At 70.6% G+C, this 26,704-nt stretch carries 9 protein-coding genes; 7 read left to right on the forward strand and 2 right to left on the reverse strand.

The features are described from left to right. Positions 1-89: 89 nt before the first annotated feature. Positions 90-374: a hypothetical protein gene (locus EJ357_RS42075; RefSeq protein ID WP_175647721.1), complete on the reverse strand. Its 285-nt coding sequence runs from the start codon at positions 372-374 to the stop codon at positions 90-92. Positions 375-438: 64 nt separating this feature from the next. On the opposite strand from EJ357_RS42075, the gene EJ357_RS42080 reads away from it, so the two are divergent. From EJ357_RS42080 to EJ357_RS42110, 7 genes are all read left to right on the forward strand, one after another. Further along, positions 439-774, forward strand: a complete 336-nt coding sequence (locus tag EJ357_RS42080) for a hypothetical protein (protein ID WP_126397274.1) — start codon at positions 439-441, stop codon at positions 772-774. An 88-nt stretch (positions 775-862) separates the two neighbouring features. Further along, positions 863-1,171, forward strand: a complete 309-nt coding sequence (locus EJ357_RS42085) for a WXG100 family type VII secretion target (protein ID WP_126397276.1) — start codon at positions 863-865, stop codon at positions 1,169-1,171. Between the two features lie 195 nt (positions 1,172-1,366). Beyond that, positions 1,367-1,831, forward strand: a complete 465-nt coding sequence (locus EJ357_RS42090) for a type VII secretion system-associated protein (protein WP_126397279.1) — start codon at positions 1,367-1,369, stop codon at positions 1,829-1,831. Positions 1,832-1,861: 30 nt separating this feature from the next. After that, a complete protein-coding gene (locus EJ357_RS42095; protein WP_126397281.1) occupies positions 1,862-5,170 on the forward strand; it encodes an AAWKG family protein in 3,309 nt (1,102 codons plus the stop codon). A gap of 160 nt (positions 5,171-5,330) precedes the next feature. Further along, positions 5,331-5,795, forward strand: a complete 465-nt coding sequence (locus tag EJ357_RS42100) for a YbaB/EbfC family nucleoid-associated protein (RefSeq protein ID WP_126397283.1) — start codon at positions 5,331-5,333, stop codon at positions 5,793-5,795. Between the two features lie 2 nt (positions 5,796-5,797). After that, on the forward strand, positions 5,798-6,169 hold the full coding sequence (locus tag EJ357_RS42105; RefSeq protein WP_126397285.1) for a hypothetical protein: 372 nt from the start codon (positions 5,798-5,800) through the stop codon (positions 6,167-6,169). Positions 6,170-6,250: 81 nt separating this feature from the next. After that, positions 6,251-24,793, forward strand: coding sequence for a WXG100-like domain-containing protein (locus EJ357_RS42110; RefSeq protein WP_126397287.1), 18,543 nt, complete (start codon positions 6,251-6,253; stop codon positions 24,791-24,793). Positions 24,794-25,954: 1,161 nt separating this feature from the next. Here the strand turns inward: EJ357_RS42110 and EJ357_RS42115 are convergent. Next, a complete protein-coding gene (locus tag EJ357_RS42115) occupies positions 25,955-26,314 on the reverse strand; it encodes an ATP-binding protein (protein ID WP_188142315.1) in 360 nt (119 codons plus the stop codon). Positions 26,315-26,704: the final 390 nt, after the last annotated feature.

Raw genomic sequence — 26,704 nt, forward strand, 5'->3', positions numbered from 1 at the left:
AGGGCGCGACAACAGAGAGATTGAGCCAAACTCGGCGCTGGTGATGTGACGTCTGCCAAGCCGTTACGGGATCGAGCGCGGAGAGAACCTCAAACAAAGCTCAGATATTTCGGTCGACCGTGTCCGCGGAATCCGGTGGAAAGCGCTTGTAATGCCAGACGCGGCGCTTCCTGCTGCCCGTTCGGCAGCTGCGCGTGCCCGCTTTCCGCCCGCATCGCGTCGCCCGGCGGACGATGCACCTCCGCCCGCCCCGCCCCGATCGGGAAGGCTTGTTCATTTCCCTGAAACCCCGACACAACTCCCTTGCCACGCAAGAATTCTGAGGTGAGCTGACCGAACCTCAAATCTTTCCCTGATCGCGTTGCGCGGAACACCGGCTTCTCTTTAGCCTCAGCGAGCAACGTACGACGAGACAGGCCTGAACGAAGGGAGCGTGACATGGCGGACAGCGCCGCGAGGAAAGCGGACTATGCCAAGGGCTTGGGGGGTGTCTCCTCCCTGGAGTCGGCCCGGAGCCAGGTCGAGAAGATCCAGAACAACGTGGCGGAGATCGCGGCACGTTCGGGCGTCGGCGGCGACGAGGGCCAGGCCCTGCTGAAGCTCTTCCGCAGCTGGAACGCCGAGGCGCAGAAGGTCGTCATCCAGATCAGCAAGATGGTCGACGCGCTCCAGGAGAACGTGACCTCTGCCAACCGCCTGGCGAAGGAGAACCAGGATCTGACCGAGATCCTCAACAGCAAGACCAGCCAGGGCGTCTTCGAAGCGCTGCTCTGACCGATCCGCAGCACCGGCCCCGTCACGGCGCGGCCGGACCCCTTGAGCTTCCCGGGCCCAGGCGCCCGGCCGTACGAGAGGAGACGTCATGGCCGACGGCATCATCGACGTGCAGTACCCCGTGGTCCGCAACGCCATCGAGGAACTGATGGCTCAGACCCAGCAGATCATCACGACCCTCAACAACCTGGAGGACGAGCTGAAGCCGCTCGTCAACTCCTGGGAGGGCTCGGACCAGGAGACCTACCGCCAGGTCCAGGCGGAGTGGGACCAGGCCACCAAGAACATGGCCAAGCTGCTCGGGGACAACGGCGAGCTGATCCAGACCATCCACGACAACCACTCCCGTGACGAGCGCAAGAGCGCCGACAACTGGGGGAGCGTGCGGGCCCGCTAGGGCCTGGCCGCAGAAGAGTCCTCAGGAGTCCCGGGGAGGCCGTGCCGGGCGCCACTTACGCGGGCGGCACTCTCCGGACCGTCCCGGTGTGCCCCAGCGGCATGCGGGCGCGCCGGCCGGGCCGTCGTCCGTCCCCCCGGGGCGCCCGCCGGGCCCCCTATCCCCGTCCGGCACCAAGCGGCAGGAGAGCGTCCCATGGCCGGTGAGAAGGCCGACGTCAAGCATTTCGACCTCAAGCAGATGGAGTACTTCCGGGACAACGAGGTACAGCCCGTCCACACCGCCGCGAAGAAGCACAAGGAGCAGGGCGACGGGTCCCACATCCGCCCGCTCGGCCACCTCATCGACGGGCACACCACACCGGACAACCTCGCCCAGGACAAGCAACTCCTGCGCATCGGCAGGATGGTCACCGAACCCCTGGTCTCGGGACCGAAGCTGATCGAGGACATCCGCACCGCGGCAACGGCCATCGACAAGCTGCTCGGCGATCAGATGGACCTCTTCAAGGAGTTGAAGGAGGCCCTCACCGAGACCATCGAAGAGGCCAACAAGACCAAGGACAAGAACCTCGACGCGATCGACGCGCAGACACTGCTGCAGACCTTCGACGAGGTCGACACCCTGACCGCCGGCACCACCGGCGAAGACGAGTCCTGACCAGCCGTACAGAATCTGAAAGGGCGCCAGGTGGCCGATCGGTACGATCCCAACTCCGGTGCGAACCTCGACAAGTTCGACAACGCCGGCGATCCGTCGGGCGACACCTGGGCCACCCTGGTCACCCACATCACCGGCTATCCGGTCCCGGACCGCAACACCGTCTTCGACACGCTCCGTTCCGAACACGGCGGCAAGCTCTTCCGGATGGACATCAAGGAGCGCAGCCTCAGCCTGCTCGTCAAGGACTCCGGCTTCCTGACGAACAAGGGCGAGGACTACGACATCTGGTTCTTCGACAGCGGCAAGAAGCGGTCCATCCTGCAGGCCCGGATCGTCTTCGAGGGCCGGGTGAAGGACGGCGACAACATCATCTTCGCCGGTCCGGGCTCGGACAACGTCCATGACGCGCAGGTCCGTGAGGGCAACGAGTTCACGGACTACAACAAGGACAAGATGAGCACCATCCCGCTCGCCCGGTACATGAACGGGCCGCGGGCTGCGCTCCTCGCCCTGCTGGGCGGCAACACCCAGGACGCCCGGTTCAGCAACCTGGGCGTGCCCGGGGCCGACGTGGTGGACCTGAACTCCTTCAACACCACGGGCGAGTCCTTCGACTTCGCCGCCAAGTTCTTCAGGGACCACGCGGTGGTGCTGAAGGACTGGGAGGACCGTTTCGGCCGGGACGACGCCAGCTGGAAGGGCGAGGCCGCGGAGGTCTTCCGCAGCCTGCTGAAGAAGATCCGCGAGAACTACGACAACTACGTCGAGACCTTCGACTCCAGCCCCGGCTCCGGCGACGAGACCGGAACCGGCGGCACCGTGTACTCCAAGGCCCTCTCGCTGGGCCGCAAGTACCTGGAGGACGCGGCGACCAAGCTGCTGGAAGCGTGGCTGGCCTGGGCCAAGTCCCCGTACTACGACCCGCACCAGGTGCTGCGCTACGTGCTGGACGACCTCGCCCAGTGGGTCGACGCGAACAACGTCGCCAAGACGGACATCAAGTCGTACACCTCCCGCTACACGACCTCCGTCAGCCACAGCCCGCACGGCGACTTCACCCAGGTGCACCCGGAGTACGGCGACCTCACTGACATCGCCAACTGGAAGAAGGTCGGCGACAAGGCCGTCAAGATCTGGAGCCAGGGCGTCAACGAGTACCTGGGCAAGCCCGCCGCCACGGTGCAGTCGAACCTGAACAACCACTTCCTCGACCTGGGCGACGACTTCTCCGACAACGTGCCCAAGCCGAAGTCGACCAGCACCGCCTCGGAGGAGTACGAGGAGCGCAGGGCCGACGAGGAGCGGGAGGAGATCAACCGGCAGAACGAGGAGAACCGCAGGTACCAGGACGAGCTGCGCGCGGAGCAGGAGCGGCAGCGCGAGGAGGACCGCAAGTACCAGGAGGAACTCCGCGAGGAGCAGCGAAGGCAGCGGGAGGAGGACAAGAAGTACCAGGACGAGCTGCGCGAGGAACAGAACCGCCAGCGCGAGGAGGACAAGAAACTCCAGGACGAGCTGCGCAACGAGCAGAACCAGCAGCGGGACGAGGACAAGAAGTACCAGGACGAGCTGCGCGAGGAGCAGCGGCGTGAGCAGGAGGAGGCCCAGCGCATCGCCAAGGAGCAGGCTCAGTCCGTGCAGGAGAGCCTCGGCGGTCTCAACGATCCCAACGCCGTCACCGAGCAGAACCTCGGCAACATCGACCAACTGCTGAACCCGACCACGTCCACCGAGAGCCTGGGCGACCTCGAACCCACGAGCAGCCAGCAGTTCTTCGCGACCGACCCGCCCCCGGTCACCTCGAACCTGGGCAGCCTCGGTGGGCTGAACAGCGGACCGGGCGGGACGAACAACAACGCCGCGGGCGCCGCCAACGACGCGATCACCGAGAACCTCGGCAGCCTCGGCGGCCTGAACAGCGGCGGCGGCTCCCTCAAGTCCCCGACCGGCAGCACCACCCAACTCGACGGCGGCAAGCTCACCACCGACTTCCCGGACGGCAGCAGCACCTCCTTCGACCCGGACAGCGGGGTCCTCACCACCACCCACCCGGACGGCAGCGTCACCACGCAGAACCTGGGCGACGGCACCCGGGTGACCAACCCGGACGGCTCGGTCACCTCCCTCGGCGACGACGGCAAGCTGACCACCACGTTCCCCGACGGCACCGTTCAGACCGTCGACCCCACAACCGGGCAGACCACCACCACCGCCCCGGACGGCACCACGACCACCCAGGACCTCGGCAATCTCGGCAACCTCAACGGCCAGGACAGGCTCGGAGACCTCGGCGACATCAACGCCGACCTGCCCACCGAGTCGATCGGTGACCTGGGCAACCTCGGGAACCTCAACAGCGACGGGTCCGGCCTTCCGACTCCGACGGGTGGCAGCACTCAGCTCACCGGCGGCGACATCTCCACCGAGTTCCCGGACGGCAGCAGCATCGAGTTCGACCCGGACAGCGGGCTGCTCACCAGCACCAACCCGGACGGCACCACCACGACCACCGACCTCACCCACGGCGCGACGGTGACCAACCCGGACGGCTCCGTCACCCGCCTCGACAACGGCCAGCTGACCACCGAGTTCCCGGACGGCAGCAAGCAGGTCATCGACCCGGACACAGGCATCGCCACCGTCACCGACCCGCAGGGCAGGACCGAGACGGTCAACCTGCACGATCTCAACTCGCGTGGCGACGTGGACAGTTCGGGCCTGCTCGACGACCTCGGCAAGCTGGACGGCATCGGCGGTGGCGGCGGTAGCGGTGACGGCACCACCACCCGGGACATGGCGCTGTCCGACCTGGGCCTCGGCGGCGGCGCGGGCGGCGGGGCCTCCGGCGGCGGCCTGACCGGGGACGGTTCCCTCTCGTCCGACCTCTCCGGCGGTGGCGGACTCGGTGCCGAGCCCCTTTCGGACGGTGCCGCCGACAGCCTGGGCACCCCGCTCGCTCCCGCCGCCACGGCCGGGACCCCTGGCGCGCCCGGCATGCCCGGCAGCCCCGGTATGCCGATGGGCGGCGGGGGCATGGGCGGCATGGGCGCGGGCGGCGACAAGGGCAACGGCGAGCGGGTGCGCGCCGTCCTGGTCGACGCGGCCGAGGAGAGCGAGCGCCGCAACCGACGGCGGCGCAGCCCCTGGAACCGCCAGGAGGACGACGACACCTTCCTGGCGCCGGCCTCCCGGGTGGCGACCACCGGCGGCGAATCCCCCGAGGAGGAGACGGAGCCGGGCCGCAGGGCCACCAGCAGCTCCGCCGACTACCTGGAGGAGGACGCGGACGTCTGGGGCACCGAAGAGGGCGGTACGCCGGCCGTCATCGGACGGTGAGCACCGTACGGCTCCTCAGGTGACCACCCCGAGCGGAGACGAACACCACCTGCCCCCGGCTTCCGCAGCGGGGGCTCACCAGGCAAGATCAGCAGGGCAGTTGGGGGACCGGCAACCACGGCCGGGCGTACGGAGACAGACCCAGAAGGCAGGAGCGGGCGTGACGGAACCGCTGGAGAAGCGCCTCGAGAAGGCCATGGCCGAACTCCAGGCCGCCCAGGAGGCGATCGCGCGCACCGAGCGTGAGCTGCGGCAGGCGTCGTTCGCGGTGCTCTCGTCCGACCGCGCCGTCCGCGCCACCGTGGGCCCGCAGGGCGAGCTGTCCGGGATCGAGTTCCTGGAGAACAAGTACCGCGACATGTCGCCCCAGGAGCTGGCCGCCAGTGTCCTGGAGGCGGCGAACGCGGCGCGCCTGAAGATGAACCGGCATGTGATGAAGGCGATGGCACCCTTCGCCGAGCCCAGCAGCAACGTACCGGAGCTGAAGGGCTTCGAGCTGGACTGGGAGCGGATCTTCGGCCCCGAGGTGCTGCGTGACGATGCCGAAGACACCGCGCACGGGACGCGCGACGGCCAGGCCACCCCGGCCTGGCGGGACGCGCTCGGCGAGGACGGGGAGGACTGACCATGGGACAGCGCTACTACGTCGACCCGAACCGCATCGAGGCCCTGGCCAGGCAGCTGGAGGAGATCGGCACCCTGGCCAAGGGCATCACCGAGGAGTTCCTCGACGAGCTGGCGCCCACCGTCTCCTGGCCCGGCACGGAGGGTGAGTTCGCCGAGAAGGCCAGGCCACAGGAGCAGAAGGAGCGGCAGACCACCAAGGAGACGATGATGTCCATCCGCGACGCGGTCGTGGGCATCACCGACGCCACGGTCAGCCAGGTCCGCATGATGAAGGGCACCCGCGACCGCAACATCGAGGACGTCGAGCGGGCCAACAGCTTCATCGAGACCAACGGGTTGAACGGCGACACGGGCGGGCATGGCCGCCGCTGACCTCCGCACCGCCGACCGCTCCCGCACCACGCCGGGAGCGGCTGCTCTTTCCTGCCCGCACGGCCCCCAGGACGGCTCCCGATGAGCATCAAGGCGTCGCCCGAGGTCAACGCGATGATCTTCATCCTCACCGGGGAGAAGCTCATCGACGCCGACGAGGACCTCGCCTACGAGAGCCGCCAGCCCTACTCCGGACTGGGACGCAAGCTGGACAAGATGTCCGCACTGATCGACAAGTCGATCCACGACATCGCCGAGGTCATGCCGGACGACCTGTCCAAGTCGTACGCCAAGGCGATGGGCATGCTCATCGACGACGGCGGCAAGAACTACCTGCGCGACTTCGCCGAGCAGCTCGACAAGATCGCCGAGGGCCGGCGCAAGACCTCCATGGACATCATGGAGTCCAAGTGGCAGGTCATCGCCGAGGTCATCCGGCTGCTCATCGAGATCGCTCTCTACCTGGCGATGTCCTTCTTCACCGGCGGTGCCTCGGCCAGCCAGATCATGATGGCCAAGCTGCGCAGCCGGTTCGTCATCCTCACCACGCTCACCCATCTGCTCCAGCGGCTGCACATCGCGCCCTCGCTGACCGAGGCGTTCGCCGAGGCGTTCACCACCTTCGCGGTGCGCCTCGCGATGATGAACTTCGCCCCGGACGGCCGCCGCCCCGACGGCTTCGACTGGGACGACATCCTGAAGTCCGCCGCGTTCGGCGCCGCCGCCGGCTTCCTCACCAGCATCTTCGACGACTTCGCGAAGAAGATCGTCAAGAGCTACGACAACAACTACCTCAAGAACGGGCCCGACCTCGACTTCAAGCCCATCCCCAACCCCAACCTGCGCAACACCCCCGACCTCGACCACAAGAACAACACCCCCAACCCCAAGCCCAACCCCGATCCCGACCCGGGCCCCGGCCCGAACGACCGGCCCGACCCCACCCCCAGCCCCAACGGGAACGGTCCGAACCTCACCAACAACACGCCGGTCACCTTCAGGGACGGACCGCTGTCCTTCCGCAACAACCCCGACCTGTGGCGCAACAACCAACTCCTGCGCAACAACGCCGACCGGCCGGGCGCGCTGGCCGGGCACTACGGGCTCAAGGGCACGGCCGACTTCATCGCCGCCGGCGCCGGCGAGTCCCTCGCCGAGATCCTGATCAAGGGCGCCTTCGAGGGCGACTGGTCCACCAACTGGTCCACCTTCGTCGGCGCGGGAATCAGCAGTCAGGTCGAGTCCACGCTCTCCGACACCGCCCTGAACAGCGGCGCCGAACTGCGCCACGTCATCGACAAGATGCGCAACCAGCCGCCGACGGTCTCCTCCGGTGACACCTCGGACTCCGGGGATAACCGCGACTCCGACACGCGGAACTCCACCGACTCCTCGCGCACTGAGGACAGCGACAGCCCCGACCGCACCGGCGGTCCCTCGACCACGGACCTCACCGGCGGCGCCGGCTCCACCAGCACGTCGCCTCAACCCGGCTTCGCCGAGAACCCGCCGCCGTACTCGACTCAGGACCCGCCGTCCTACATCACCCAGGACCCTCCGTCGTACTCGCCGGGCTCACTGCCCGTGACCTCCGCGGAGAACGCCCTGTGGCAGCAGGTCCACAACGGCCCTGCCGATGTCCGCGAGCAGGCCCTGCGCGACCTCGCCGACCTGCGCGGCACCCCGCCGCCCGGCAACACCGAGATCGACGTCCGCGACACCGTGCACAACAACCTGTCGCAACGGCCCGAGGTCCGGGTGGTGCCCGCCGGGAACGGCCCGGCCGTCGAGGTAGACGCCGACAACGTCCGCCGCGCGCTGGACGGCTTCGGCACGCCGGTCACCGTGGACAGCGACGTCCAGAACTCGCCGGACCTGGATCTGGCAGCCGAGCAGGACGGCCGTACGGCCCCGGTGCCGGGACAGGTGAACAACGGTCCCGTCACCGCGGGCGGTTCACAGAACGTGTCCGCTCCAGGAACGGGCACGGGGGCGGGCACGGGCGTTCGGCCGGGGGGCGCCCCCGTCTCCAACGGCGCCAACCCGGGTCCGTCCACCGCGCAGCCGCCGCAGACGTCGCAGCCACAGGGCACCCGTACGCCCGACGGCTCGCAGACAACGGCGGACGACTCCACGCAGACCTCGCAGTCGCCGGAGACCACGTCCTGGCCGGAGACTCCCTCTTCTGCGGACACCACGGTCTCGCCTGAGGTCACTTCATCCCCCGAGACCACTTCCTCTCCCGGGACTTCGGACTCCACCGAGAGCGTCTCCACCCCGGCCCCCGACATCACCACTGATCCGCCGAAGGTGAGCACGACCGGCTCGTACGCCGCTGCCAGCGACACCGCCGACACCAGCGGCACAACCCACGCACCGCCCCTGACCATCGTCGTCTCGGAGACACCACCCCCGGTGGAGGGGAACCCCGAGGCGGCCGAGCTGCTGGACCGGGCCGGGGCCGACCGGGCCGTGGTGCTCGGGCCGCCGGTCACGCCGGACGGGGCGAGCCGCCCGGTTCGCGCCGCCGTCGAACTCACCCGCGAGGGACCGGGCGCCCCGGTTCGCGTCCGCCCGCTGGCCGGCCCTCCGCCCATCGTGACACCGGACGGCGACACCGTCACCACGGTCACCACGGTCACCACCGAGACCGCCTTCCCCGGCGCGGACGTCCTGATGCCGCTCGCCGACGCCCTGGGCCCGGCACCGAGCCCCGCCACCGAGAGCTCGGCCACGCCGCCCGCGAAGGTGCTCACCGAGTCCACAACTCCCGTATACGACAACGGAGTCGACCCCGACTTCAAAGTCACGACCGTCACCCGCCCCACCACCACCGTCACCGTCGAACCCCCCGCGGCCAAATTCGACACCCTGTCCCGCCCCTGGACCGAAACAGCCACCGACCTGCACCTGGAGTCGGGCGACAGCAACGGAACCGGCGGTCACGCACCCGGTCCCGGCGGCGGACGCGGGCCCGGGAACGACGGCACCCCGCCGCCACCACCCCCGTCCCCTACGCCCGACACCCCCGTGGCGGTACCCACCGTGCCGCCCCCGCCGCCGGGACGTATCGTCGTGCGCCCCGCCAGCGACGGCAACGGCCCCACGCGGCCGGCCCGCGAGCCGGCCGTCACCACCCTCGACGGCCACACGGTGCCCCTCGCGCAGCTGCGGCGTCTGGTGCCGGACACGTCCGTGAAGCCCCAACCCGGGCGTGCCGTACAGACGTTGACCATCTCGCAGAGCCCCGCCGAGGACGGTACGTCGCACAGCGCGGCCCGCCAGGCCCTGCTCGGCCAGGACACCTTCCGCGGTGTGCGCACCACTTCGCGTCCCGTCGGCCCGGAGACCGGCACCGCCCAGTCCCCGCCGCGTACGGTGTTCACCGGCCCGCCGACCGCACTGCCCGGTTCGGGCACCGAGCGGGGCGCCGACTACTTCACGGGGCACGGCACCCCTCGTACCGTCACGCTCGGCACCGACGACGTGGCACGCCCCACCGTGAAGGTCAGCGGTGTGCAGCTCGGCGAGGTGCTCAAGTCGTGGGCGCAGGACGGTGATCAGGACCGGCCGCTCGTGCTGTTCTCCTGCGAGACCGGCCGCCAGCCGCAGGTGGCCGGGCTGCCGGTGGCCCAGCACGTGGCGAACCGCACCGGGCGGCCCGTGTACGCGCCGACCACCGAGGTGGGCACGGCCCGGGACGGCAATGGTGACATCCGCCCGGTGCTGACCGAGGGTCCGGACGGGCCGGGACGCTGGCGGCTGTTCACCCCGGAGCCCGACGGCGCCGACCTGGACGGCCTGGCTCGCGACGTCGGCCTGCACACGGGCCCGGAACCCGCCGACGCCTTCGCCCGGGCCCGGACCCTCCAGCAGGTCCGCACCCTGCGCGACGCCCTCGGCACGGACGCCGAACAGCAGCCGGGGAACCGGGAGTTGCTCGCCGGGCTCGCCTACGTGGACGGCTTGCGCTGGCTCAGCCCGGACACCGCCGCCCGCTACGGCGACGGCCGCATGACCCCCGACCTGCTGCGCCGGATGGTCACCGACTGGTCCGGCGCCGACGTCGACCCGGCGACCGGCCCCACCGTCGAGCAGTACACCGACTTCCTGCGCGCCGCGGGCGAGTTGCGCTCCACGGCGGGGCCCGACACCACGCTCGACGCCCTGCTGCCCCCGCCGCCGCCCGCTCTGCCGCCGAACACCCTTGTCTCGCCGGAGGACGTGCGCGGTCTTTCCTACGCGCCGTCCGCGCAGATCACCTGGTCGCTCTCCGACACCCCGCTGCCGCTGTCCGAGCTGGGGCTCAGCCCCGAGGACACCGCTGAACTCGCCCGCCGCAGGCCCGACCTGTCGCCCCCGCCGAGCCGCCCGGAGAGCCTCGCCGAAGACCTGCTCGTGCTGAGCAACGGCGCCACGACGCCCGGCCCGGCGGACACCGTGCGGGCGGACGGCCGGAACTTCAGACGACTCGACACCCCGGGCGGCGGGAACTGCCTCTTCCGGGCACTGCTCGACAGCGCCCGCAGTCAGGACGTCCCGCCCGCGTGGGCCGCGCGGAACGTCGCCGGGCTGCGCACCATGCTGCGCGACCGGATCACCGGGTCCGAACTCGCCGCCGCGGCGGCCGAGGCCACCCCGGACCCGGTGCTCGCCGTGGTGGACGACCTGCGGATGACCGCCCTCGCGGGGGTGCGCAACCCCGACGCGCGCAGCCGGATCACCGAGCGCTGGAACCGCATCGCACAGTCCGTCGTCACCCACGGCGACGCCCGCCAGTGGCGGCGCATCCTCCGCGACAGCGGCTACCCGCACCTCGCCGTCGTGGCGCCGACTCCCGCCGACGCTCGGAGGATCGGCACCGAGGGACTCGTCGCCGCCGCGGCCGAACACTCGCAGCTGTGGTCCTCTCCCTTCGCCGACCTGCTCCCGCAGGCGCTGGCGCACACCCTCGACCTCGACCTGCGCCTCGTCCAGCCCGACCCGCACTCCTCGGCGAACACCCTCGTCACCACCCTCCACCCGGGCGGACGGGGAGGCACGCTGCACCTGGCCTACAACGGCAACGACCACTACGACGCCCTGGTCCCGGCGACGGCCCCGCTGACCCCCGTACCGGACACCGACAACACCACCCCGGCCACGCAGGACCCGGCCACCGCACCGCCGGACGATGCCGACCCGTTCAGCGAGTGGCTGCGCGGCATGGGCGGGATCACCGATCTCGACCGCCCCGACACCGAGACCTCCGACCGGGGCGACCGGGTGCCGCTGGAGACCCAGCTCGACCGGTACCGCCCGCCCCGCCTGCTGACCGGCCCGGACGCCCCGCCACCGGGCCCGGCACCGCGCACCGTCACCTTCGAGGACGGCAGCCGGCTCCCCACCGTCCTGATCAGCCCGGACGCCGATCCGGACGACGGGAACCCGGACTCCCGCACGGCTGACCTGACCGGCCTCTTCAACGGCCCCGGCGTCCTCACCCTGCGCTCACCCGAGCAGGTCGCCCAGGAGATCCTCGGGAACCTGCCGAAGAAGCTGCGCTCACAGTTCGACGAGGCGGAACTGCTGCGCCTGCTGACCGACCAGCCCGGCGCCTTCACCGCCCCGCGCGGCGCGCGCTTCGTGGGCCGGGAGAAGTCCGGGGTCGGCCACGAGATGATCGTCGAGGCCATCCCGTACCACCGCTGGGAACGCTTCGCCGACGTGGACGGCGGCACCACCCGCCTGGACACCATGCGGCGCGGACAGGCCGGCACGGGCGGCGGCCGCAGCGTCGGCTACGGTCGTCGGATCGCCGCCGCGCTGAGCATGGGCCCGCCCCTCAACTGGCTTCTGAAGATCGGCGTCTCGCTCGGCTGGACCCGCCGTACCGACTACTACCAGGGCACCCAGGCGTACCACCAGACCGAGTACCGCGCCCACGAGGGCTCGCACCTGCACCTGGACGACGTCCACTACCGGGTGCGCGTGGAGCGGGTCACCGAGGCGCCGAGCAACACCCCCGACTCGCCCGGGCCGGGCCCCGATTGGCAGCGCAGATCCGTTCACACCGCCGAGTTCGCCATGCGCGACGGGCTCAGCTGGCGGCTGCCGGACGACCTCACCGTGCCCTTCAAGGGGCCCCGACGGGCGCCCGAGACGCTCACCTTCCCGGACGGGGTCGAGCCGAGGGTCTCCGACACCACCGGACTGCATCTGCCGGACCCGCCGGAGGACATCGCTCTCGCCATCTCCGGTGCACGGCCCGGCAGTTCGGCACACCGCACGCTCGTCTCCTACGTCCGTCCGGGGCGGCTGCTCGCCCTGTTCGGTCGCTTCTCCGGGCCGGTCAGCGGACCCGAACTGACCCGGGGGAGCGGACAGCACCCGCTGGGGCACCTCGTCGTCGAGCGGTCGATCCCGCACCGGGCCACCCTGGTCGCCGAGTCGGTCAAGGCGGAGCTGCGCGACCTCACCCAGACCACGTACCAGAACGAGCGAGGCCACGTCCGCGACACCCGCTTCGGCGTCCAGGTCACCGCCGGCCCCAACTACACCCTCGTCGGCCCGGAGACCGACGTACGTCTCCAGGGCGGGCCGCTCGTCCGTGGGGACCTCAGCGCCGGGCGGGGCCACTACCTCGGCACCGACGCGGCCCGCAAGACCACCGGCCGGGTCCGCAACCACCCGGTCGCGCTCTACCGGGTGGAGCGCACCCTGATGGTGCGCAAGGCCGGCGAGCCGCCCTCCGCGGCCCGCCCGGTCCGGGTGGTCAGCCTGGACTGGATCTCCACCCAGGACGCCCGAAGGCTCGCGGGCTGGGACAGCCGTACGCCCGGCCAGACCGGCCCGAACCCGGACGCCGAGCCGCCGGTGCCCTGGTACCTCACCCGGGAGGACCCCGTCCACCTTAGCGGCCAGGTCCGCGCCGAGGGCTTCCGCCCCGACCGCCCGCAGGATGCCGTACCGAACCAGGATCCGGGCCAGGATCAGCACCAGGACCCCCAGCAGCACCAGGAAGGGCAACCCACCCCCCAGGACCCCCTGCGCACCTTCGCCGACGCCGTCCTCGACACCCTGCACCGCTCGTACCCGTCGCTGTTCGTCCCGCCGCTGATGCTGCGGCACCCGCGACTGGCGAAGTTCTGGTACGGCGACGGGCGGATGCGGACCGCGCTGCACAACGACCGCCAAGTCCGCGAGGCCCTCAACCGGCCCAGCCTGGCGCAGAGCCTGGACGACCTGACCACCACCGGCATCCCGGTCACCCTCACCGAGGACGGCAAGGTGCGCCGCGGCCACCACACGCTGATCCTGCGGGCGAGGCTCACCGACCGGCGGTTCGAGACCACCATGAGCGAACGCTCGCTGCGCAACGCGGTCATCGGCACCGAGGTCTCCGGCCAGGGGCAGCAGGCGTCCAGCACGCTCTCCGGCGGTGTCGAGCTGGGCATCTCGCCCCGCGACCACGACAAGGTGCCCGAAGTCGGACTGCCGCGCCAGACCGGCAACGTGTCCGTGGGCGCCCGCTACGCCAAGACCGACCAGAAGGCCACCCGCAACACGGTCGCGGTCAACCACGACCACCTGATGTTCCAGAACGGCGCCGACCTCTACAGCTACCAGGTGGAGCTGGGCGCCACCTTCGAGGGTCATCGCCGCCCGCGCGGCTGGGCCAGGCTCGCCTCGGTCGGCCTCCTCGGCGCCGGCGTCTTCGTCAGCAAGGCCGAGGAGCGCCCGCTGTTCGCCCGGGGGAGCGAGACGGTGGGCCGGGTGGAGCTGGCCGTACCCATGGCGCACGGCTCCGACCGCCACGCCCCCGCCGACCCGACGCCCACCGGGACGGCACCGGCCACCGACCCCGCCCCGCAGCGGCTCTCCTCCACGGAGGCCGACCAACTCCTCGACGGCACCCGCCCGTTGCCGAGGTCGGACTCGGCCGACCGACGGCTCGTCCGGAAGCTGCTGAGCGCCCCGCACGTGGTGCTCAGCACCGAGGGCGGCACCCAACGCCAACAGCTGATGCAGGACACCGCCGACCGTGCCTCGGGCACCTCCTGGCACGTCAGCGCGCCCGGTGCCCCGGTGCGCAGTGCGCTGCGCCGCGCGATGGCGAACCTCCACGTCGCCGGTCAACTCGGGCAGTATCTGGGGCCGTTCGGCTCCCGGATCACCGGACTCAACGGCGCCGGGCCCTTCCAGACGCACCACGTGAAGGCCGCGGTCCGCGGCGAGCTGGACAACCTCCGCGTCAAGAGCGACCCGAAGCCGGCCACACTCGAAGCCACCATCGGCAACGAGCACCGCATCGCCGGCAGCGCAAGCACCGTCTCGCGCACCACCGTCGGTGTCCAGGGCGCCGACATGCCGCTGCAGCAGGCCCCCGGCCAACCGGCGGTGGTCGGCTCCTACTCGACCGCCCTCCAGTACGCCTGGGGCAAGGGCCGCAGCGTCGCGCAAACCCTCACCCGGGGACGCAACACCACGCTCGCCTACGGCGGGCGGATGTACCTGGTGGTCGCCGACGCCGCCGAGACCGTCGCCGTACGGGACAACTGGACCGCCGCGATGGGTGCGATCGGCACCAAGGCCGGGGCCAGGATCAGCTCCGCCGCCGGGCGGCTGTCCGAGCGCCTCGGCCGAGGCCTCGCCCCGCGCCGGGCCGCCGCCGCGCTCCAACGGGTCCGAGACGCGGTGATGTTCCACCTGCCGATGCAGGACGTCATCGAGGCCGGGCTCGCCCCCGACGGCCTGGGCACCACCACCCCGCGCAACCTCGGTGGCGGCTACCGCCTGCCCCCCTTCCTGCGCGGCCGCCGCTTCCCAAGCCACCCCAGCGGACAGCTCGACGCGAGCCACGCCGCGCAGCAGCTGACGGGACGGCTCAAGAAGATCGGAGTGCCCTCGCACGACCGGGAGCAGGTGCTCCAGCGGCTCTCCCCGGACTTCCTGCGCGCCCACCTGCACGAGCTGACGACCGACGGGATGACCCTGCCGGTCCGCTACCGCACCTGGACCAGTCCGACCCAGCTGCCGGTCGGCGGCAGCCCCGGACAGCTGCGGTTCAAGCTGACGCCGATCACCACAACCGTGGAACGGCTGCGCACCGGCTACGAGTTGGAGGACTACCGCACCACCGCCCGCGACGACTCCGGCGCCTCCTCCCAGGACCGCGGCGGCGACGTGACCCTCGGCGTCGGCCAACGCGCGGCGGACAGCGGCGTCCTCCTCGCCAACCCCTCGCTCCAGGGCACCGCCGCCAAGGGACAGTCGAGCACCCGGACCGACACCACCGGCAACACCTCGATGCCGAACATCGCCACCACCCAGGCGCACGCCGAGATCGTCACCAGCTATGTCCTGACCGTCACGATGACGGACGCGACCGGCCAGACGCTTTCCCCGCGCGCCGTCGCGTCGGTCGGCACCCTCAACGAGATCGTTCCGGCCGGCCTGCTCACCCCCATCGGCGACGGCGCCGACGGCGCGCTCACCGAGGAGGACGTGCCCGAACCGGAGCGCGCGGTACGGATTCTGACGGCAGGTCAGGCCCGACCCGAGGGCATCGCCGCCTGGCGCGGCGGCGACACCGACGCCTCTGATGTGCTGCCTTTCGACGACCGCATCGGCTCCGGCATCCTCGCCGTGGACATCCGAGGCGCCGCCAACGTGCAGGACGCCCTGACCCTCGCCACCGCCCGCGCCGACGGCTTCGGCGACGGCGACCTGGGCAAGAGGCACACCGGCAACTCCCTCACCGAACGCGTCCGCATGGCCCGCTTCACGCCGCTGACCGGCCTCGGTACCGCCCCCGCCCAGGCCCAGCAGGAGGCCACCAGCCAGGTCGGCCTGACCGCCGGCTTCCGCGAGGCGCTCACCGCGAACGGCTCACCGCTGCCCGCCCAGGCCTCCGCCCGCCTGTTCGGCCAGTCACACACCGCCGACTCCCGCCTCTACGCGAAGATGCACCGCGGCGGCGCCAGGCTGCTCGCCGTCGAGAGCAAGCCGCGCATGGAGGCCATGCAGCGCTCGAAGACCTCCGACGCGCTGGAGGCCGGCATCACCGACAGCGTCGAGGGCGTGGTCGGCACCGCGCCGCTGGCCGGCAACAGCAACGCGGGTGTCATGAACCCGGGCGCCTCGGTCCCGATCGGCGGCGCGACCGACGGCACCGCGCTCAAGGGCACCGCGGACACCACCCTCGGCACCCACCTCAAGGTCGTCACCGACCGCAGCATGCTCTTCGCCGTGCCGGTGAGCTGGCTGTCGGTGGCCGAGGTGGACCACGGGATCACCGACAGCCGCCCGCTGCACGCGCTCGGCAAGGCCAAGCGGGGCCCGCGCGCCGCCGAGGCGGAGACCACCGCCCTGGTCTGGCTGCGCGAGGACATCGCCCGCGACTACGGCCTCCTGGACGACACCTCGTTCCCCGACGAGGTCAGCAAGGCCTGGGACGACCTGGCCAAGGCGGCGGGCGACCTCGCCGCGGCCGAGAAGAACTACTACGACGCCCGGGCGCGGGCCCGGGAGACATGGCTGGACCTGAGCGCGGAGGAACAGGCCGCACTCGGCGACGACAACCCCGACCAGGCGACCGTCCTGCCGCAGGCCATGGCGCAGTCCCCGGCCGTCGCCGCCTGGCAGGCCGCCCGCGAGGAGGTCCGCCGCTGGGAGGGGCACACCGACGCCGCCGCCGCGGACCACCACCGGCTGCACCTCGCGGCCTCCCGAGCCACCGCCCACCACCAGGGCCGGGCCGCGGTCCCGGTGCCGGACAGCCCGCAGGAGTACACCGAGCCGGACTGGCGCTCCGAGGCGCCCGAGCCGTACACGATCACCGACGGCACCGACTCCGCCCCGCGCACCCTCACCTCGCCGGACGGCACCACCGTGCGCGACGTGCACGACATGCCGCACGACGGCGCCTCGTTCTTCCACGCGCTCATCGCCGTCGCCCAGGACCGCGGCCGGCTGCCCCACCTGATCGGCACCGACCTCGCGGCCCGGTTCACCGCCACCCCCGGCGACCCGGCGATCACCGAGCGGGCCGTCCGAGCCGCCCGCAACCGCCTCGCCTGGGAACTGGGCCAGGACGGCAACGAGGACCTGCTCGACTCCCTCGCCCTGGACGCCGAGGACACCTTCACCCAGGACGAACTCGACTTCGCGCAGGTACGGTTGAGGCCCGCCCAGCAAGCCGAGTTCGACGCCCTCGGCCGTCTCCCGCTGACGTTCTGGCCGACCCCCGCGCAGCGGGTGGGCCTCGCCACCGCGGCCATGCTCCGCCCGTTCACCAGCGAGCCGCAGCCGGACGGCACCGGCCGACCGGACGGCGATCCGGCCCCGCCCGAGCGCCGCGCCGGCGACCACGGCGGCGCCGACCTGCTGCCCGCCCTCGCCGCCCGGGTCCTCGGCACCCCGGTCACCGTCGTGACCGGTGAGGGCCGCGAGCAGAGCTTCCTCCCGCACGGGACGGATCCGGCCGCCGTCAACCCGGCCACGGATCCGGTCCTCTTCGCCGCCGACGGCTTCTTCCACGCCACCCTGCCACCCGGCACCCCGCCTCCAGTCGCCACGGCGCTACCGGCCACGGCCGACACCGATACGGACTCCGGGACTTCGGGCAGCGCCGGCACTGAGACCGCCCCCACGCACCGCAGCCACACCACCCCGCCCTGGCACCCGCCCGCCGAGAGCACCGGCCCCCGCTACGTTCTCGACCGCGAGAGCGTCCTCACCGCACCGGACGGCGCCACCTACACCCAGGGCACCCCCACCGGCCGTGGCAACGGCTTCTTCGGCGCGCTCTCCTCCGCGCTGCACCACGCTGCCCAACAGCCCGGCCTGGACCGCCACGAGGCGAATCGACTGCGCCTGCGCGCCGAGGCACCGCCCACCCGGCTGATGCGCCTGGGCGGCCTGCCCGGCACCCGCGCCGAACGCGACTCACTCTTCACGCCCCCGCCCCTCACCCTCCGCCCGGGCGCGCCCCCGCCGAGCCAGGACGCCCGCGACGGGCACCTTCGGCGCTACCTCGCCGATGCCCCCTGGACCTCCGGGGCCGACCGTGCGGTGGCCGAGTGGGCCGCCGCGGCGACCGGCACCACCGTCACCCTGGTCGAGGAGAACGGCACCGCCCACACCTACCCCGGCCCGTCCGGCGAAGCCGGCCCGCACCTCCGGCTCCGCCGCCGCGGCGGCGACTTCGTCCCGCTGATCCTGCGCACGCCGGCACCCGAGCCGGCCCCGCCCGTGCGGGACCAGGACCCGGCCGCCATCCCGTTGCCCGAGTCCCCGCCCGGCAGCCCCCTCCCTGGCCTGCAGGGCGAGGAGGAGGCGTACGAACTGAGCACACTGTCCGGAGCCGACGAGGCGACGGACGCAGGTGCGGACTCGGACGTCGAGATGGACCTGGACTCCGACTCGGAGAGCGAGCAGGAGGCCGTCCGGACCAGCCCCGAGTACGAGTTCGCCGCCGAGTTCGCCGACCTGCTGGACGAGCCCGAACTGCGGGCCGACGCCCTGCTGAACGTGGTGACGCGCCGCAACGAACGACTCGGCGGCTTCCCGGACGTCGCGTTCGACAGCGCGTTCACCGAGCACGCGGGCATCGGCGTGCCCGAGGCCCTGGACGCGGCGGAGCAGGCCGGCAGGCTGGCGTCCGAGGAGTACGACCAGCTCCGGGAGGCGCTCGGACTCGGAACCGGCACCCCCTTCACCCAGACGCGCCCGCCGGGCACCTCCCAGCGAGACCGCGAAGTGACGCTGCGCATGCTGGACCGAGTGGCCCGCATGGTGAAGGAAGTGCTCCGGAAACCGGACCGCCAGGCGGACGCCCAGGTCACCCCGCACATCGCCGTCGGACTGCTGCCGGACGGCTCGCTCGGCATCGCCGGCAACACCGGCACGAAGGCGCTCACGGCGGACGAAGCGGCCCTGGTGGAGGACGAACTGCGCTGGTTCGTCTCCGGCCAGGAGCCGGGCGGCACCGGGCGGCAGCGGGAACTGGAGAAGTGGTCCCGGGACGAGGAGTCGCACCGGCAGTGGTCGGCGCGGCTGGACCAGGGGCAGCGCGAGCTCGACCAGCGCTCCCAGGAGCAGGCGCAGTTGAGAGCACAGTTGGAGGAGAGGTACGAATCGGGCGACTGGGACGACGGCCTTCAGCAGCAGTGGGACACCCTGCTGGAGGAGGAAGCGGCTGCCCAGCAGGAACAGCAGCGCCTCACGACGGAGCGGCAGCAGTGGCGCCGGGACGAGCGGTGGCTCGCACGCAGACGGCCCGGTGTCGCACGGGACATGCGGGATCGCACGAAACTGCGCGCCCTGGCCACCGGCTGGTACCGGCTCTACCACCCGGACTCACCCGAACTCGACCTGGTCAAGCGGGCGTTGGCGAGGCCCCGCATCCTCAACGTGGCCGGCCGGGACGGCACCCCGGCGGCCGGATCGTACGGCTCCGAGCACGGCGAGCTGACCCTCCTCGGGCACTGGGTCGAGCACTGGGAGAACAACCCGGGCGACCCGAACGCCCCCCAGACGCTGAACCTGGGCGGATTCAAGATGGCCTGCGCTTCCTGCGACCTCGCCTACCAAGCCGTCAACGAACACATCGGCAACCCCCTCGGCCACCAGGTGCAGGCGTCGGGCACTCACGGCATGTTCTTCCCCGGCTGGCGCATGCCGCAGTGGATGCGCGAGCGGCCCCAGCTGCTGCAGCACATCAGGGACAACGCGGAGAACATAGGCGCGTACCTGGACCAGAACGGGGTGCTCCAGGGCGCCAGGACGGCGAACGCGAACGAGCAGTATCCCGCCGGCTCCTCGTCGGAATACGAGTCGGGCGAGGACGAGATGGACACGGACACCGTGCCCGTCTCTACGGCACCGGGCACGGACGCGGTAGGGCCGCGCCTCCCGCAATCCCCGACACCCACACCGACGGACCCCACCGCCACTACACCCGCCCCAAGAGGCCCGCGCGACAGCCGCCCCCGCTTCGTGGTGCGCTCCGGCTTCGACGCGCGCCGGTTCTCCTTCGGCGGCGAGCCGGTCACCGACCTCACGGTGCGTCTGGCGCTACGGGGCCCGGAGGACGAGGTCGCATACGTACGCAGGCAGCTCGACGCAGGCGTGCGGGAGTTGCTGAACAGCCCTGCCTACCGCCTGCCCAACGGTGACCGCCTGCACGTCACCGTCGAGCACGTCGACCCGGCCGACGCGCCTCACCTGACGGTGGACTTGGCGGGCCGGGACAGGGCCATGGTCCAGACGACGTGGTGGGCGGACGCCGACCCGGTTCACCTGGTGCACGAGCTGACGCACCAGTTGGGTCTGCGGGACGAGTACCGGGATGCCGACTCCCCGCACCGCCCCCACATCTCGGGCAGCCTGCTGGGCGATCTGAACGAGCCGCCGGAGGATTCTTCCCTGGCTGTGGCCGGTTTGCGTGGCCGTCATCTCGACCTCCTGGCCGCCCAGATCGGCGATGTGAAGCCACAGCCTGAGCAGGACGACCAGTCCTGGGAGTCGGCGCGCTCTGCTTCCACACCGGTGCCTCGTAGGTCGGTGTGGGTGGATCCGGTCTCCCTGCCCAGGTCGACCGAGTCCGATGTCCCGGCTCGTATGCTGCCGGACGCGGAGACCATTACCCCCTTCAAGTCGGGGAACTTCGAGTTCACGAATTTGAAGCACACGAATGAGAAGTACCGTGACAAGGCGGTCCGGATCATTGATCTGTTGCGGAAGCACGACACGATCGCGGATTACATAGGCAATCGTCCCTGCCGCATAACCCTGCACCTGCGCACCACGGAGACCCCGGCCGACGTGACGGATCGCGGCGAGGACGGGGTCGAGATCAATCTTGCGAGTTACTACTTCGAGAAGTACGACATCGGCTATGTGATGGGCATGTTGGCGCATGAGATCGGCCTGCATCCCCTGGCCTCGCGGAACATGAACATTCCGGATGAGGAGTTGATGTTCGAGGGTGTTCCGCTGACCGTGCCAGGGCTGGCGGATCTGAAATCGCCGCGGACGATGAGTACGGAGGGTGCGGGGCAGGCCGATCACATCATGGCGGCCTTCCCGAGCAGTACCCGGCACGGGATCTACCGGGACATCGTGGTGAAGATGGCGGGCGTGTTGGCGCAGGATGCCCGGACCGGGGAGGAGGGTGCCAAGGCCAAGGACGTCACCGATCTGATCGACACCTATCTCATGGATCTGGCGACGATTGCGGTCACGAACGACCGTCGCAAGGACGCGGCGTGGGAACCCCGGAATACGGCGAGGGTCTATAACGCGTACAAGGCAATGTTTGTGGCGCAGTTGGCGGAGGACAGCCCGGTGCGTGCGCTGTTGCCGGCGGACAAGAGCTGGTACAACGTGACCGGCAATTTCCTGGGTCTGGGTTCCAGCTTTACGTTCAACAACCAAGGCGACAGCATCCAGACCGGCACCGACCCGGGCGAGGCGCGCCCACGGCTGCCTCAGCCCAGCCCCGACACCGTGCCGCGGCAGAACCCCGAGCCGAAGCCGCAGGGTCGGCTCGACCGCCGTCCTCGGTACGTCGTTCGCTCCGGCTTCGACGCCCGCCGGTTCTCCTACGACGGTGAGCCGGTCACCGACCTCACCGTCCGCGTCGCCCTTCGAGGCGCCGATGCGACGCAGGTGTACGACCGACTCACGGCAGGTGTGCACGAGTTCCTGAACAACCCCGGCCACCAACTCCCCAACGGCGACCGCCTGCACGTCACCGTCGAACTGGTGCAGCCTTCGGACTCGCCTCACCTGACCGTGGACCTCACCGGACGAGACCGGGCCATGGACCAGACGACGTGGTGGACGGACGCCAGCCCGGTCCAACTCGCCCACGAACTCACTCACCAGTTGGGCTTGCGGGACGAGTACCGGGACGCCGACTCCCCGCACCGCCCGCAGATCCCGGGCAGCCTGCTCGGCGCCCTGGACGAGCAACCCGAGGACTCCTCCCTCGCGGCTGCCGGTCTGCGTGGCCGACACCTCGACCTCTTGGCCGCCCACATCGGCGATGTGACCCCGCAGCCCCAGCCCGACGACCAGACCTGGAACGCGGCCCGAACGAGCACCACACCGGTGCCTCGCCAGTCCGTCTGGGTGGACCCGGTCTCCCTACCCCGGCCGGCTGAATCCGGGACCGAAGTCCCGGCCCGTACGCGACAGGACGGGACACCGCAGGAGGGGACCCTCACTCCCTTCAAGTCGGGGAACTTCGAGTTCACGAATCTGAAGCACACGAACGAGAAGTACCGCGACAAGGCCATCCGGATCATCGAGCTGCTGGGGGATCACCCGACGATCCGCGACTACATCGGCAACCGTCTCTGCCGTATCACTCTCCACGTGCGGACCACGGAGACGCCGGCCGACGTGATCGACCGTGGCGAGGACGGGGTCGAGATCAATCTTGCGAGCTACTACTTCGAGAAGTACGACATCGGCTACATCATGGGCATGCTGGCTCACGAGATCGGCCTGCACCCGCTCGCCTCCCGGAACCCGAACATCCCGGACGAGGAGGCCATGTTCGCCGGCGTTCCGCTCCCGGTGCCTGGACTCGCCGATCTGAAGACGCCGCGCACCATGAACACCGACAGCGCAGGCCAGGCCGACCACATCATGGCGGCCTTCCCCAGCAGCACCCGGCACGGGATCTACCGGGACATCGTCCTGAGGATGGCCGACATGCTGGCCCGCGCCGCGCGATCCGGCGCGGAGGGAGCCAAGGCAAGGGACGTCACCGACCTGATCGACTGCTACCTCATGGATGTCGCCTCGATCGCGATCACCAGCGACTACCGGATGAACGCGGCCAAGGAGCCCGGCAACACCGCCAAGGTCTACAACGCCTACAAGGCCCTGCTCGCCCAGCACATGGCCGAGGACAGCCCCGCCCGCCCCCTCCTGCCTGCGGACAAGGGGTTGTTCGGCGTCGTACGGGACTTCGCCACACTCGCCACCAGCCTCGCGACCAACAACCGCGGCGACAGCATCCAGCAGCCCATCACGACCGAAGAGGCCCGCCCACGGCTCCCGCAGCAGACCGAGGGGCCCGCACAGCAAACCCCCGCGGCGACACCTCGGTTGCGTGGCCCGCGCGACGATCGCCCCCGTTTCGTGGTGCGGTCGGGCTTCGACGCACGGCGGTTCTCGTTCGGTGGCGAGCCGGTGACCGACCTCACGGTGCGTCTGGCGCTACGGGGGCCGGCGGACCAGGTCGCACACGTACGGAGTCAGCTCGACGCGGGCGTGCGGGAGTTGCTGAACAGCCCTGCCTACCGCCTGCCCAACGGCGACCGCCTGCACGTCACCGTCGAGCACGTCGACCCGGCCGACGACCCGCACTTGACCGTGGACCTCGTGGGCCGGGACCGGGCGATGGATCAGAACACCTGGTGGGCGGACGCCGACCCGGTCCACCTCGCCCACGAACTCACTCACCAGTTGGGCCTGCGCGACGAGTACCGGGACGCCGACTCCCCGCACCGCCCGCACATCCCGGGCAGCCTGCTCGGCGCCCTGGACGAGCAGCCCGAGGACTCCTCTCTCGCGGCTGCCGGTCTGCGTGGCCGACACCTCGACCTCCTGGCCGCCCACATCGGAGACGTGACCCCACAGCCCCAGCAGGACGAGCAGACTTGGGCCGCGGCCCGCGCCGCGACAACGCCCGTCCCGCGCCAGTCGGTGTGGGTAGACCCAGTGTCCCTGCCCCGGTCCACCGAGTCCGGGACCGATGTCCCGGCCCGCATGCCGCAGGACGCGACGACCGTCACCCCCTTCAAGTCGGGGAACTTCGAGTTCACGAACCTGAAGCACACCAACGAGACCTACCGCGACAAGGCCGTCCACATCATCGAGCTGCTTCGCAAGCACGACACGATCCGCGAGTACATCGGCAACCGCCCCTGCCGCGTCACCCTGCGCCTGCGCACGACGGAGACGCCGGCCGACGTGATCGACCGTGGCGACGACGGTGTGGACATCAACCTGGCCAGCTACTACTTCGAGAAGTACGACATCGGCTACATCATGGGCATGCTGGCTCACGAGATCGGCCTGCACCCGCTCGCCTCCCGAAACACGAACATCCCGGACGAGGAGTCGATGTTCGAGGGCGTTCCGCTGGCCGTGCCCGGCCTGACGGACCTGAGGACGCCGCGCACCATGAGCACCGAAGGCGCGGGCCAGGCCGACCACATCATGGCCGCCTTCCCCAGCAGCACCCGGCACGGGATCTACCGGGACATCGTTGTGGGGATGGCACAGATCCTGGCCGAGGACGCGGTGAACGGGGAGGACAACGCAACGTCCAAGGACGTCACTGACCTGATCGACTGCTATCTGATGGACCTCGCCTCGATCGCCGTCACCAACGACCACCGGATGAACGCGGCGAAGGAGCCCGGCTACACGGCCAGGGTGTTCAACGCCTACAAGGCGGCGTTCCTCGCCCAGTTGGCGGACGACTCTCCCGTGCGGACCCTGCTGCCGTCGGACAAGAGCATGTTCGGCGTGATCAACGATTTCCGCCGCATCGGCACCTACATCGCGATCAACAACCGCGGCGACAGCATCCAGCAGAGCGACGACCAAGCATCCTGAGCCCACCCGGGGATCGGCGGCCGTAGTCGTTCCTGATCACAGGGGAGCGTGCAGGGTGGCCCTGGAGGCGCAGTCGGCGTAGCTCGGCCGGGAGTTCGGCCATTCGCCCGGCGAGGCGATTTCGCACGCGGGGCCCACGCGGTGATGCTGGTGCATGCCCGCGTCAAACTGCGGACGGGCGGGTGCCGTGGCACGTCCACGAGTGGCGTGGCCTGGTCTCCAAGTGGGAGAGCCGCGTCGGCGTGGGGACCATGGAGCAGGTCGTGTCCCGGTACCACCCCGTCTTCGACGTTCCGGACCTTCGGACGGGGTTCGGCCGGGACGACCACGTCCATCTCGTCCTCGGGGGGCCGGCCCGACGGCCGTGCGCTGCGGCTCAAGCCGGACGGCTCGGAGCAGACCTTCGCCCGGGTCAGGTACGCGGCGCAGGCGATCACGGCCGACGCGCAGGGCGTGATGGCGACCGCAGACGCCCACTTCCCGCACCGGATCACCTTCCGGGACGTCCACTTCAACGAGCTGGGCAGGGACGAGGGTGCTTTGGGTGCTGCACAGGCTAGGAACTGCTGCAGCGTCGCCCCATGGGGTGTGAACCCATACTTTGATGCCGTCTGGTGGTGCGAAGCGCTGTGGAGTTCGCCCGTTGGAACACCTGTCAGCACGCGTTGTCAGCGTTGGTGACCTGTACCGTGCTGGTTGGGCGGTTCGTGTGGTCGGCGTGGCCCCTTGCCGGAGGAGGGGGAGGTGGGGGCTGTTCGCGACTTCGAAGCGCGTTGCCGGCGATGTCGTCGCGCACGAGCGGCAGGTCGCTGACGCCTCGACTTCGAGTCGCACATGACTGACCGACCTGAGCCGCAGCGACGGCTGATCGGGCGGGTTGGCGAGGTCGCGCTGCGTGTGCTCCGTGCAGTGATGCAAGGGTCTTGTTCGCCGCCGAGGTGCAGCTGAGGGCGGTGGCGCGCACCGATCCGCGTCTGCGGAACGGTCGTTGAGCTGACGGTGCAACGGATGCGTGGCTCGCGTCGGGAGTGGCAGTCACGCGACGGTCCGGGACCTGTTGGCTGGGCTGGATGTCCAGGATGAGGATGGCATCGGATGCACCGGGGTGCCGGCACTGGACGACCGCGAGAAGGAGCAGTGACCAGCCCGTCAGGTCTTCGTTCACACCGCTGCGGGGACGGCGAGGTCGGCCCATACGGTGTGGCCGTCGTTCAGCACCTCGTGCCCCCACTCCGCAGCCAGCGCGTCGACCAGGTGGAGCCCTCGGCCGTGGCACTCGTCGGCATCGGCGAATGGGCTGCGAGGCGCGGCGCCGTCCCACCCGCGCCCGCTGTCGACGACCTCGACCCGGAGGCTCGTCGCGCGGTCCGGGAGAGACGTCAGGCGCAGTGAGTGCCGAACGGGACCTCCCCCGTGCATGATCGCATTGGTGACCAGCTCGGAGACGATCAAGGCGACATCGCTGATCAGAGTCTTCAGGTTCCAGGTCTGGAGTTGCTCAGCGACGTGTCGCCGGGCCATGGCGGGGGCCGCTGTCGCGGTCGCCAGCAGCCATACGCTCTCGGACGGGGCAGCGTCCGGAGATGCAACGCAGGTCAGGGATGTCATGGCGTTCTCGCAAGCATTCAGTCGTGCGTTCGTGCGGCTGTGACGGCCGGGGTGATGACGCGTGTCTGGCGATCCGACCGGGGTTGGTCCGGTTCTCCTTTCGGGGTCATCGCCTTTCGACTTCGATTTCGACGCTAGGTTTCCAAAACGTTTTGCACAATACCCAAAACGTTTTGCATGGAATTTCCACGAAGATCCGGACAGAAGGGTCCACGGCGGGCGGTTTCATTGTGCGGAGTGTCGGCGGATGATTACGCTCACTTGTGTGAGCAAGGGGCCACCGGCTCCGCCGGACAGGGTGGG

Origin of the sequence: Streptomyces cyaneochromogenes, from assembly GCF_003963535.1 — a bacterium.
Taxonomy (GTDB): Bacteria; Actinomycetota; Actinomycetes; order Streptomycetales; family Streptomycetaceae; genus Streptomyces; species Streptomyces shaanxiensis.